Genomic DNA, 12,205 nt, shown 5'->3' on the forward strand with positions numbered 1-12,205 from the left:
TCAGTGGCCGATGGCGAGTATGGCCGCATGGCCCTTCTCCTTGATTTCGGCCCACAACTTGGGATCGTCATCAAAGTAAGCCCCTCTCTTGTCCCTAAGTATCCAGTTGGTCTGAGGGAATTTCTGGGAAAGGAGTTTTTGCATCTCCTCAAGGAAAGGTTTAGTTCCGGGAAACTGGGTGTCTACGATGTAGACGGTTTTACCGGTCAAGGTATCGAGACGGGGCGCCATGGGTACTCTCGGTATGGGCGGAGGCGTCCCCAAAGGGTCCAACACCATGATCTTGCCTTCTTGCGCATGGGATACGGGCGAGAAGGGCAGACTCGCCGCCAAGAAAAACCCCATGAGCAACAGATTCACCAACTTCTTCATAGGCCTCCTCCTAGTTTTAAGTTTATTGAAACGCTCTGGATCTTTGTATCGTTCTACCGGAATTGTGAATCAGCATGGGCCCTCCACTTTCTGAAGGATCGTCGAACGGACTCGGGTTAAAGTTCTGTGCTTTAGATGCCGCGATTTGAAATTCCTATGTTGCAGTCGAACCTCAATATCCTCTGGAGCGATCAATTCAAGCTCAGAACCGTATAGTCTATTTTTCCTATTTTCCTACTTTTGCGAAGTGGTTGCAAATATTTTTTTGTGGCCGCCTCTTGAGCTTTGGCGAGAAAGGCGCACCCGGTGAGGCGCTTTTGATTTAAAGAAAGACCCTATTGGCTTAGCCTTCGCTTTTCCCTCTTAACAGCCGATACAACTGAGTTGCGAAGCGTTCCCGGGCCGAGGACCCTTTGTCACGATCGGCGAAGTCCCCTTCGTGAAAATGGATAAGAAAATCCCTCAGGTGGTCCTGCTTTCTGACCCAACTCAAAAGCCTCGAAAAGTCCTCCTCCTGCGAAAAATCATTGTTTCCTAGGATAAAGCCTTTACATTTATTGCACACGTATGCCTCGAGGGAATAGGTGTTTACGGGTTTGTCCGGATCAAAATCATGCCAGCACCAGCCCATGGCTTCGGTAAGAAATCTATCCCTTTCCTCGTCCATATCTGCCACCTCCGGCTTCACTATACCATGGAACGGCCCGGATCTTCGACTGATTGAGCTGGAAGTAAGTAATGCTTGAGGTTGACCCCGCAACCGAGGCGGGATAGCTTATGCCGTCCCAAAGATGCATTGGTGTATGCGTCCGATTAGAAAAGGATTGACGATTCGATTAGGTGTGATAGTATAGATTCATAAAAACGCATACATATGACTAGTGTGGTAAAAGCCATGCCCGACGGTTCAATAGATTTGACCAAAAGGAGGTATACCCATGATGAAATACTATGTATTTGTTGGTACGATCAGGCAGTGTTCTAACGCTGCAATGAATCATAAGGTTGTCTCGTTTACTATCGAGATAGATTTCGACAGTGACGTGCACAATGCGCCCAATTACCGTTCTTTTCATGCGGACTACGTAAGTGGGCCTGCCTTTGAGAAGGACTACAACATCCCTCAGGGGATAGATAAACACGGATATGACATGGCTCAGGCTGATCCATATGGCGCCCATGGCAGTATATTCTGTGCACCCAATGTGGGTGACGATTACGGGGACTCGCGGCTGGTGCTTTGGTCCACAAAAAAAATGGTGTCTCAATGGGCTGTGGGCGAGCTCGTGCAGGGCCATCAATTTGGGGGTGCACTCAACCCCACTATAGAATACGACCTGACGCTCGTCTGTGTCACTTCTCTACCATCGACGTTATCACCCCCGAGCGGGTTGCACGTCAAATAGATGATGCTGGATTGTCAGGAATGACATTCTCAAGCGGGCCCTCGTGAAGAGTCTCTCGTGCCTGGTGAAAGAGCTATACGGCGTCCCTAACGGACGCCAGGACGCCTCCGATATTCTGCATACGGTTGTGACGCCAGGACTTCTCGTGCGCATGAGATATGCCCCGACCGCAGGACGCCTCCACCGCCTACTGCTGACGACCGATATATCTTGACTAATCATGGTTGTCGTACGTATGATTACTGAGTCGGCCGCGCAGCGGACAAGACCCAATCAGGATGGAATGCTCGGCGTAAATTCGGTCCATCGGCCCCTGCCGCTAAAGAAACGTATGCACGATCCAGCATAACCTTAAGAGGCCCATAATGGATGAAAAACTGTCATGTCCCATATCAAAGGCTGCATGTATCGAATGTGGGCTTTTCAGAGGCCGACACGTACATTGTTCATTTTTCAAGAGGAATATCGAAACAGATATTCCTCACAAAGAGATCGAGCGTCGCCGTAGGGAGGCCGAAAAAGAGTTAACAGCGGAAGGGGTTTGGGACATAGTGAAGACGCCCAAGAAGACCCCCAAGGACTGACTTCAAACGGCGTGCTGATTATGGAAGAATCTATTTAGGGAGCTTAAACCCGCTTACCGCCTGTTCCAAAGCTATGGAGAGCTTGGCAAGCTCCGTGGCCGCCTCTGACGTCTGCCCGGAGCTTGCAGAGGTCTCTCTGGAAACAGATGCGATCTGCTCTATGTCCCTGTTTATTTCCTCGGATGTGGCGCTCATCTGTTCGGTGGCAGACGCTATCTGCTGGGACATGGCAAGAAGCTCGTTGACCCGCTCGACAATATCGTTGAGAGAATTACCCCCTTCAATCGAAAGTTGAACACCTGCCTCGGCCTTTCTTGTGGCATTTTCCATGGCAACGATGGCGTTCTTCACTCCGTCCTGTATTGCCTTGATCATGGTGCCAATTTCCGATGTCGCGTTGGCCGTTCTCTCGGCCAGTTTTCTGACTTCATCGGCGACAACGGCAAATCCCCTGCCCTGTTCTCCGGCCCGGGCCGCTTCGATTGCCGCATTCAGGGCGAGAAGATTGGTCTGGTCAGCAATATCGTTTATGACGTTGACGATTTCACCTATTTGGTTGGAACGGTCTCCGAGAGTTTTGATGAATGTGGAGGTTTCGTCCACGGTCTCGGCAATCTCCCTCACCTCCCTCACCGAATTGCCCACTATTTCCTGCCCGCCCTTGGCCACTTTCGCTGTCTCAGAAGCGGACTCTGCGATGTTGCCTGTGTTTCGCGCTATGTCAAGGATGGTCTGAGACATTTCCTCGGATGAGGTGGCAACCTGCGATGTCCTCTCCATTTGCAAAAGGGAGCCCTTGGACATCTGCTCTGCGCTGGCGCTCAATTGGTTTCCGGCTGACGAAATGTTGGCCGCCACGGATTTGACGTTCCCGATGATTTGCCTCCATCGTTCAATGAGTCCCTTGATTTCCACCATGTCCTTACCGAGCTCGTCCTTCCTGTTTACTCTGACGTCAATGGTAAGGTCTCCGCTGCCCAACAGATGATGCAGAGCGTTGAGTCTGCCTATGGGTGCTGTAATGCTGCGGACAAGCATGAAGGAGAAAAGACATCCGACGGTGATCCATCCCGCCAGGCTCACGACGATAATGAGCCAGGCACCCACGCTCAAATCAGGCATGGGGATTTTATCGATGCCGCGTATGCCCGCAGATACGACGAGCCAGAGAAGGACCGTTATCAGCATGAAGAACCCGAACCCGCCTGTCAGACGTAGGCCTATTCTGATATCCTTGAGTTTCATTGTGGTATATCCCCTTTTTACAATATATCGTTCAAACGCCCGCCTTCTTAAGCAGATATCCCTTGAGGCCGGCGCACCTCCGTCTCTTTCCGGATACCATGCCGCTTCACACCAATGCTCGGCGTGGGTTGTTTCATCGATCAAGTATTGTTCTTATTTTCGAAAGCAGATCATCGGGCACGATCGGTTTCTGTATGAAGTTGTATTCTTTTTCAAGGATCCCCTTGTCGATGACCACATCTCCCGTGTATCCGCTCGTGAAAAGAACCTTGAGATCCGCCTTTACCCTCCTCATTTCTTCGTATGCCTCCTTCCCATTTTTTCGAGGCATAACCACATCGAGAAAAGCAAGCGCGATGGCGTCTTTGTTCTCCATGAATTTCTCCACCGCGTTTTCTCCGTCGGTCGCTTCTATGACCGTATATCCAGCCTGAGACAGAATTGTCCTGGTGAGATTTCGCACCATCACCTCATCTTCAGCCACGAGGATCGTCTCTGTGCCGCCCTCAACGGCCGGAGATTTTACCTCTTTTTCCTGAGCGGCGGCCTTGACGGAGGGGATATATATATTGAATGATGTTCCTACTTCAGGCTCACTGTACACAGTAATGTACCCGTGGTGCTGCTTCACAATCCCGTAAACTATGGAGAGGCCGAGCCCTGTTCCTTTGCCCACCTCTTTTGTGGTAAAGAAGGGCTCAAAGATCTTTTCGACGGTCTTTGCATTCATTCCGAAGCCTGTATCGCCAACGCTGATTAAAGCGTACAATCCAGGTTCGCCATATCCGTGCTGTTGCAGAAATGTTCTGTTCAATTCGACTTCCCGTAATTCGATTGTCAGCTTACCACCATGCGGCATAGCATCCCGCGCGTTTGTGGCGAGGTTGAGGAGTATCTGGTCCATTTGAGAAATATCTGCCATGACGGTCACATTCTTCTCCGACGGAATAAGCTTGAGCTCGATATCCTCCGTTAGCAGCCGTCTCAAAAGCCTCTCCATGCTGTCGAGAATTGTATTGATCTTGATGGGTTTCAGCTCAATAATCTGTCTACGGCTGAAGGCGAGAAGATTCTGAGTGAGGTTTGCCGCCTTTTCTGACGATGACAGCATGTGCCCGACATAGACTCTCAACGGATCATCTTTGCCCATCTGCATCTGGAGCAGATTTCCATAACCGATGATGGCCGTGAGAATGTTGTTAAAGTCATGGGCGATACCCCCGGCGAGGGTTCCTATGGCCTCCATCTTCTGCGCCTGGAAAAGCTGAGTTTCAAGCACCTTCTCTTTGGTAATATCTATGACGGAGACCATGGCTGCCGGTCGACCGTTATAAACCGTTGTGCTCCCGAGGGCCTTGAGGGTGACAATACGGCCATCTTTTCGTATGGCCTTGAGATCATATTCGATGCGGGCCGTCTCGTCTGCCAGACGCTTTCTCACATTTTCCTCAACCATTTTCAAATCATCAGGATGAACGAAATCGCTGGGCCCCATTTTTCCGGCAAGCTCCTCCCGCGTGTATCCGTGGATCTCACAAAACCTCTTGTTCGCAAAGTGATAAACATTATCCTGTACGATGGCAACGCCGACGAGGGAGTTTTCTACGACATTACGGTAATTAATCTCCGACTCTCGAAGCGCTTCTTCAATGAGCTTTCGTTCGGTCACATCAATGATTGTGCCTATTGACGCGGGCCTACCCTCAAACATCGTATGAGAACTGTGGACCTCGATGTATCTTGTCCCCTGCGTTGGTGTGATGATTCTGAATTCGTGACCGGAAGAAACTGGCGGGCCTGATGATCCTGCCGCAGCGCCTTGTTCGAGGGGAGGGACGGGTTCCAGAAATACAAAGTCCTGCGAAGTCTTCCCGCCTATAATCTCGTCCACGGAGTAACCGCATATTTGAGCGAATTTGTTGTTTATGTATTTGAAGGCGTTATCCTGAATGATGTAGATGCCCGCAGGTGATTTCTCGGCCAGATCCCTGAATTTGTTTTCCGATTCATGGAGTGCTTCCTCGGCTGCCTTTCGTTCTGTGATGTCACGGATATTTGCCACCATCGATTGAATACCCGGTTCATCAAGCAGGTTGCTCATGGTCCGCTCAGTCCAGCGCCAGTTTCCGTCTTTGTGGCGGAGCCTGCACACGGTTGTGATGGTCTCGCCGGGACGAATGCTCAACCGGGCTCTTTCCGTTGAAAGCAAGTCGTCTGGATGCACAAGCTCGGATCGATCAAGAGACAGATACTCCTCTGCAGAATACCCGAGGACCCTGGTGACCGCTGGTGACACATAGGTGCGCTCACTGTTTCTATCATAGAGAATAATGACTTCAGATGATTTTTCCACCAGGGCGCGGAACCGTTCCTCGCTCTGTTTCAGTGCTTTTTCCGCCCGCTTGCGTTCGGTAATGTCCCTCAGATAGGCGAGAACCATGGGTTCGCCCCGATAGACTGTTTCTGTGGTAGAAGCCTCGACAGAAATCACGGTTCCATCCTTTTTCATTCCTTTATATTCGTATCGATCGGGAACTGGTCTTCCCTCACGTCTTCTCGCCCCGTACCCAAGAATCCTTGCACGATCCTCAGGGTGGACTACAACGAGCGGAGATTCTCCGATGATTTCTTTCGGTTTATCGTAGCCGAACATTTCCAGGAATTTTTGATTCACATAGATGTATTGATCCTGAGCGGTAATCGCTACCCCGTCATTTGAGTGCTCTATCGCGGTTCTGTACCGTTCCTCAGACTCGAGGAGTTTTTTCTCCGCCTCCTTTTGTTCCGTGACATCTATTACCGTGCTGACAGCTCCCCCCAAGGGATCACCCGGGTCTATAGGGGCGAGACTGAGATGAATATCGCGTACGGCCCCATCCTTGCGGACCCAGGTGGTATCAGCCTCAGCAGTAACCCCTCTTCTGATCTTTTCTCCGATGATTGCGCCCACACGAGCGAATTCTTCTTCGGTAGGATAGAAGATTCTCGGGCTTGCGTCCGCAAGATCCTCGAGAGAATATCCCGTAATAGCGGTCATTCTCTGATTCATCAGGGTGATTCTTCTGTCCGAAGAGATAAACATGATACCCACCGGAGAGGCTAAGAAGATGGATCTCAGGGTGGATTCACTTTTGGTCAAAGCCTCGCTTGCTTGAGCAGCCACCAGTATCCCCTGTTCGGACTTATTTTGGATTATGGCCTCTTGCGTCTGTTGCTTGCCGGTTTGCTCCGTTGCGAGCGGTTGAACACTTTTTTGCCCCGTGCCGTGCCCTCCTTTGGATGATTTGCCCTTGTGGCTTTGTACCCTCACGGGGTTTGTCACACCGTCGGAGCGTTTTCTATCGGTCAGTCGGTCACTCATTTCTGGACTGTCTTATATATTACACTATATTTTCGAATAAAAGGAGCGCTTCTTAAGGAGAAATCCTTCCGTACTCCCAAAGATGCAAATCCGCCCGATATGAAAGGTTCGAATCGATGCTTTTGCTCCTAAGAAGGGACTTGTTTCCCCGGGCATATGGCGTCGCATAGGTCCTCTTGACAGCTTCCGGAAACTGCACTAAGGATATCTTAACAGTAAGGCGCGAGAGGTGGTTTCTTGAGGACGCTAGCGGGTTTCAGTTTCGACGTTGTTTCAAATGACAGGCGTTATGGCGCACATAATTACAAACACGCGAAACAACTTCTCACGGATTGAGTAGCGAAAGCCGCCGATATGAAGACCCTTCGCTTTTCTCCCTCCGGGGCGGCTTCAGAGTTCGTTCAGAGCTAAGAAGCCGCCCTTCCCATAACCTGACGGTGAGCATGATCCGAGGCGCTTTCTTTCGTCCGTACAGCTCTTGACATGCCCACTGGTATACCGCATACTTTAAAGCCCATGAAGCGATATACGATTCACAGAGACGCGGCCGCCTCTTCACCTTTCATCGACTACGATAAAGAGTTGAACGAAGAACAACGCAGGGTCGTCCTTTCCGAGAACGGCCCCATCCTTGTCATCGCCGGGGCCGGAAGCGGTAAGACGCGAGTTGTCACCTACCGGGTGGCGCGTCTACTTGAAAAAGGCGTGCAGGCCAACTCCATTCTTCTTCTCACGTTTACCAATAAAGCGGCCAGGGAGATGCTTCACAGGGTAGAGCACCTGATGAAGATCGATACACGCTATATCTGGGGCGGCACTTTTCACCACATCGGAAACATGATCTTAAGACAGCAGAGCGAACGCGTAGGTTACAAACGAAATTTCACGATTCTTGACAACGAAGACGCCAAGGATATGATCGACGTGGTGCTCAAGGCTTCCAAAATAGACACAAAGTCAAAGATGTTCCCCAAAGGCAGCGTGCTCAAGGGTATCTTCAGCTACGCCATCAACACGATGAGCACCATTGAGGAAGCTGTCCGGGAAAGAAGCCCCTTCTTCTATGACATTCTCGAGGAAATAGCCACCCTCTTCAATTCCTACACAGAAAAGAAAAGGGCCGCGAACGCTATGGACTTCGACGACCTTCTTTACTACTGGCACAAGGTGCTTTCCGAAAACGAAGATATCCGCAAGGCCTACGCCGCGACTTTCTCCCGAATCCTCGTCGACGAGTACCAGGATACTAACAGGATTCAGGCGGAGATTGTAGATTTCATGGGCCTTCTGAACAGAAACGTCATGGTGGTGGGCGACGACGCGCAGAGCATCTATTCTTTTCGAGGAGCTAATTTCCAGAACATTCTCGAATTTCCAAAGAAATATGAAGACACGCAGATTTTCAAGCTCGAAACGAATTATCGGAGCACCCCGGAAATACTCGGGCTCGCTAACAATACAATCTCCCAGAATAAATATCAGTTCGAAAAAACCTTAAGGAGCATCAAACCGAGCGGCATTATCCCGGTGCTCGCCCCTTCGCGGGATGTGATCCAGCAGGCAGAATTCGTCGCTCAGAGGATCACGGAGTTGCAGGATGAGGAGGGCGTACCCCTTAACCGGATCGCCGTCTTGTACCGGGCACACTACCACTCCATGGAAGTCCAGATGGAGCTCACCCGCAGAGGCATACCCTTTGAGATCAGGAGCGGCCTTCGCTTTTTTGAGCAGGCCCATATCAAGGACGTGGTCTCTTTTTTACGGGTCATGGACAACCCCCATGACGAGATATCCTGGAAGAGGATGTTGAAAATATTTCCGAAAATCGGAAATAAGACAGCAGAACGCATCTACGAATACATTCAAGCTTGCGAGGACCCTTTTGATGAACTTATTTCAAAGAAGATTGCCGGTACCTTCAAGAACGTTTTGAAAGAGAACGTCGAAACATGGTCGCGCCTGTTTAGGGACCTTAAGGAACTCTATGAGCGTGAAGCACCCTCGGACATGATTTCCGCTGTGCTCAAACAGGGTTATGTGGATTACCTGAAATTTGCGTACCCCAATTATGAGACCCGTCTGGAAGACCTGAACCAGTTGATCAATTTCTCAACCAAGTATCAATCGTTGGAGACCTTTTTGAGCGAATTATCACTGATGAGCGGTCTCTCAGGAGAGGAGATCGTATCGGCGGCCGATGAAGATGAAGGACGGGTAGTCCTATCCACTATTCACCAGGCCAAAGGCCTGGAATGGCAGGTGGTCTTCATCATCTGGTGCGCCGAAGGAAGGTTTCCCAACCCGAAATCCATAGAGGACGGCGGCCTGGAAGAGGAACGGCGGCTCTTCTACGTGGCAGTGACCCGCGCCATGGATGAGCTCTATCTCTGTTATCCGCTATTAACTTTCGATAGACAGGCCGGCCACATTATTCTTCGACCATCGCGGTTTCTCACCGAGCTCTCCGGCTCCCACTACGAGGAGTGGTCTATTGCGGACTATTAGAAGCCCTATCGTGTCGGGCTCGCTACCCGCGCCTCATCGGTCGGTTCCATCAGATCCGTGAGGCAAGCATATATATGACCGTCCCGGCAAATATGCTCAGCAACGCATTTCTCTTCCAAGGGTGAAGCGCCGCTACGAGCCCGATCGCGACCAGCTCAGGCGCACCGTATGGTCACGAACAGGGCGTTTTTAATGAAGAACCCCACGGCCAGAAATTGGTTTGCACCCGAGTAAACGACGATGCTCATGAGCACAGCAAAGAACCAGGGATATCCGGATTTGGTGAGCAACAATCCGAAGGCGATCCCGATAGGCACGTATCCGAACATGACCGGGATCGTGTACCGGAAGGCTTTCTTTAGAATTGAGCGCCGGATTTCTCCCATTTGGTTCTAATGGAGTGGCCTGGCACCCGTCCCGCATGGTTCACGGGATGCGGCATTCACAATGGGAAACGTATGATTGCACCGGTTCGGAGGGTCGCTCTTCGGCATTCCCAGTATTTTATTCCTCGCCCCTTCTCAAGGGCATTCTTCTTTGACGCCTGAACGAACTGACGCTCTCGATAGGGGACGACTGAGCCCCAAGGGTCAGGGGTCTTTCTTGCTTCAGGCGGGTTTATCTGTTGCCATGGCCAAGGCCATGACCTCTGCCTTCTTCCCCGCCGTAATCTTTATTGATCTGTCCCGGAGGAGTCCCTCCATGTCCCGGGGGAGTGCCTCCGTGTCCAGGAGGGGTTCCAGGGGGCGGCCCTCCATGTTTGTCTTCCCATCTGCCATTGCCCCTTTCTTCTCCATGTTCACGCCGACCTTCGCGCCATTCCCTGTCGTTTTCCCAATATCTATCGCGCTCCCATCCCCTCCAGTTCTTTTTCAACTGTCCGTAGGGGATCCGGGTGTGTCCCGGGGGCATCCGACGGTAATCCGGTGGCAACTCAACGATTACCCGGGGAACCCTGGGTGGAGCGATGTATGCCCAGGGACCGTTATAGGAGCTGCCTCTGTACCAGCGTCCCTCATAGGGCCTGTACCAGTAACCGTGATAGAAGAGAATCTCGACTTCTATGTCGGGCACCCTGTATACATAGGTCCCCGGTATGACGATCACCGGCGGGGGTGCGGGGGCTCTATATACGGGCGGGGGTGCGAATACCCCTATATTCACGTTGACTTCCGCGGCGCTTATCGACGGACCCAAAAGTATACAGAGAGCGACCGCGCATAAGACCAAGGCAGCTATTTTTATTCTCATTGGAAGCCTCCTTCAATCATCGGTTTATATTATAACCAGCAGGCCAGGGGATTATCAATCCTTACCCCATGCTCGCCGAATTTGGCTCGACAGCCAACCTTTATGCACCCGTAATGGTTCGTATGGAATCTACCTTATAACCCGTAGGTAAGTCTGTGCTCTCCGTCAAGGATTTGAGCAGATGTGAATGAAAATGCAGGAAGAAAGAGGCTTGCGCACTCGACGGTGAGGAATTGCGCCTACCAGGAACTTTTCTTCTTCCATCCCTTGGTGTTCTCGAGACAACGACCTGTCTCTTTGCTTATTTCGTTAGGTCAGGTGACGCCCTGCACCGCCAATGTCTTTTGAGCTACAGCCTCACAAGCGGCCCTGTCCCGCTCGAAATCGCCCGCATCCTTGGTGGGATGGGTATACGTTATCGCGCAGCCCGCGATAAGGAACAAGAGAAGAAGCAAACCGCACGTGGTCCTTATCATTTTTTTTTGCCATCCCTTATTTGTGTGCCCGGGCAAGAATTCCTTAGACCTCATTTGATATTTTCCCAGAATCATGGCGATATTGCAAGAGTCTTGATACTCCACCCGATTCATCCGTCATGCGCATAGCACAAGGACGACAAAGGGACCTCATGTCATAGGTCTTTTGCTTGCATTCTTGATATCTCGGAAAAAAAATCTTATCTTTCTTAGTACATGCTCTGATAAAGAAATCGGTTTCTGTGAGATAACGTCCAAATCAAAAGGAGGGAAATATGGCTACAAAAGAGGATCGAAGAGCAAAGGTGATAGAGGTCTTAAACAAGGCGCGATCTATGGAGCTCATGGCCATTCACCAATACATGAACCAACATTATAATCTCGACAACATGGACTATGGGGATCTGGCGGCCAAAGTTAAGCTTATCGCCATAGACGAGATGCGGCACGCTGAAATGTTCGCGGATCGGATTGAAGAGCTCAATGCGCAGCCGACTACCGAGCTTGCGGCGCCTGTTCAGAAAGGGCAGAAAGTAGAGGCCGCCTTCTCTTTCGATGCCGACCTCGAAGACAATACCATTGCAAGCTACAATGAGTTTCACCTGGTCTGCAGAGAAAACGGGGACAGTATCAGCATGAAGCTTTTTGAAACCATCATCGATGAGGAACAGATACATTTCAACTATTTTGACAATGTGAAAGATCATATCGAAGAGCTCGATGGTGCCTATCTTGCCAAGATAGCCGGAACGCCGTCCGCCACGGGTTTGAACACCCTCGGGTTTGCGGCGCGATTCGGGGGCGGCACTCCGCAGGCAGGCGCATAGATCCCGATTTTATCGGGCGGAGCTGCGTAGTTGTCCAAAAGAGACGGCCTGCCATGGTTTTACCTGCACCCCGCACAGTATGCGTCGCGATGCCGAGGGAACCCGTGAAGCGACCCAATCGTTTCAGCCGTTGATTTGGTGATTTTTCAAGTGTTTCTTTGAAGCCCCATAATCTCGC

11 protein-coding genes are annotated in these 12,205 nt (G+C 50.9%); 4 read left to right on the forward strand and 7 right to left on the reverse strand.

Annotation, left to right across the window (positions count from 1 at the left end; genetic code table 11):
* Together VMT62_10245 and VMT62_10250 are read right to left on the reverse strand one after the other, a co-directional pair.
* A complete protein-coding gene (locus VMT62_10245; GenBank protein ID HVN96800.1) occupies positions 1 to 372 on the reverse strand; it encodes a hypothetical protein in 372 nt (123 codons plus the stop codon).
* A gap of 343 nt (positions 373 to 715) precedes the next feature.
* Positions 716 to 1,039, reverse strand: a complete 324-nt coding sequence (locus tag VMT62_10250) for a hypothetical protein (GenBank protein HVN96801.1) — start codon at positions 1,037 to 1,039, stop codon at positions 716 to 718.
* A 271-nt stretch (positions 1,040 to 1,310) separates the two neighbouring features.
* On the opposite strand from VMT62_10250, the gene VMT62_10255 reads away from it, so the two are divergent.
* Both VMT62_10255 and VMT62_10260 read left to right on the forward strand, forming a co-directional pair.
* Positions 1,311 to 1,778 (forward strand): hypothetical protein, encoded by a 468-nt coding sequence (locus tag VMT62_10255; GenBank protein HVN96802.1) that lies wholly within the window; start codon positions 1,311 to 1,313, stop codon positions 1,776 to 1,778.
* Between the two features lie 365 nt (positions 1,779 to 2,143).
* The gene (locus VMT62_10260) at positions 2,144 to 2,362 is read left to right on the forward strand and encodes a hypothetical protein (protein HVN96803.1); all 219 of its coding nucleotides are present in this window, start codon (positions 2,144 to 2,146) and stop codon (positions 2,360 to 2,362) included.
* 30 nt (positions 2,363 to 2,392) lie between these two features.
* On the opposite strand, the gene VMT62_10265 is transcribed toward VMT62_10260, so the two are convergent.
* Together VMT62_10265 and VMT62_10270 are read right to left on the reverse strand one after the other, a co-directional pair.
* Complete coding sequence (locus tag VMT62_10265; GenBank protein HVN96804.1) at positions 2,393 to 3,607, reverse strand: methyl-accepting chemotaxis protein; 1,215 nt, start codon at positions 3,605 to 3,607, stop codon at positions 2,393 to 2,395.
* Between the two features lie 133 nt (positions 3,608 to 3,740).
* A complete protein-coding gene (locus VMT62_10270; protein HVN96805.1) occupies positions 3,741 to 6,968 on the reverse strand; it encodes a PAS domain S-box protein in 3,228 nt (1,075 codons plus the stop codon).
* 516 nt (positions 6,969 to 7,484) lie between these two features.
* On the opposite strand from VMT62_10270, the gene VMT62_10275 reads away from it, so the two are divergent.
* The gene (locus VMT62_10275; protein ID HVN96806.1) at positions 7,485 to 9,473 is read left to right on the forward strand and encodes an ATP-dependent helicase; all 1,989 of its coding nucleotides are present in this window, start codon (positions 7,485 to 7,487) and stop codon (positions 9,471 to 9,473) included.
* A gap of 155 nt (positions 9,474 to 9,628) precedes the next feature.
* Here VMT62_10275 and VMT62_10280 read toward each other — a convergent pair whose 3' ends face one another.
* From VMT62_10280 to VMT62_10290, 3 genes are all read right to left on the reverse strand, one after another.
* A complete protein-coding gene (locus VMT62_10280) occupies positions 9,629 to 9,859 on the reverse strand; it encodes an AzlC family ABC transporter permease (protein ID HVN96807.1) in 231 nt (76 codons plus the stop codon).
* A gap of 232 nt (positions 9,860 to 10,091) precedes the next feature.
* Entirely contained in the window at positions 10,092 to 10,724 is a 633-nt protein-coding gene (locus VMT62_10285) for a hypothetical protein (GenBank protein HVN96808.1), read from the reverse strand.
* Between the two features lie 314 nt (positions 10,725 to 11,038).
* A complete protein-coding gene (locus VMT62_10290) occupies positions 11,039 to 11,200 on the reverse strand; it encodes a hypothetical protein (GenBank protein ID HVN96809.1) in 162 nt (53 codons plus the stop codon).
* A gap of 275 nt (positions 11,201 to 11,475) precedes the next feature.
* Between VMT62_10290 and VMT62_10295 the strand changes: the two genes are divergently transcribed.
* On the forward strand, positions 11,476 to 12,027 hold the full coding sequence (locus VMT62_10295) for a ferritin-like domain-containing protein (protein ID HVN96810.1): 552 nt from the start codon (positions 11,476 to 11,478) through the stop codon (positions 12,025 to 12,027).
* Positions 12,028 to 12,205: the final 178 nt, after the last annotated feature.

This window comes from Syntrophorhabdaceae bacterium (assembly GCA_035541755.1).
Lineage (GTDB): Bacteria > Desulfobacterota > Syntrophorhabdia > Syntrophorhabdales > Syntrophorhabdaceae > PNOF01.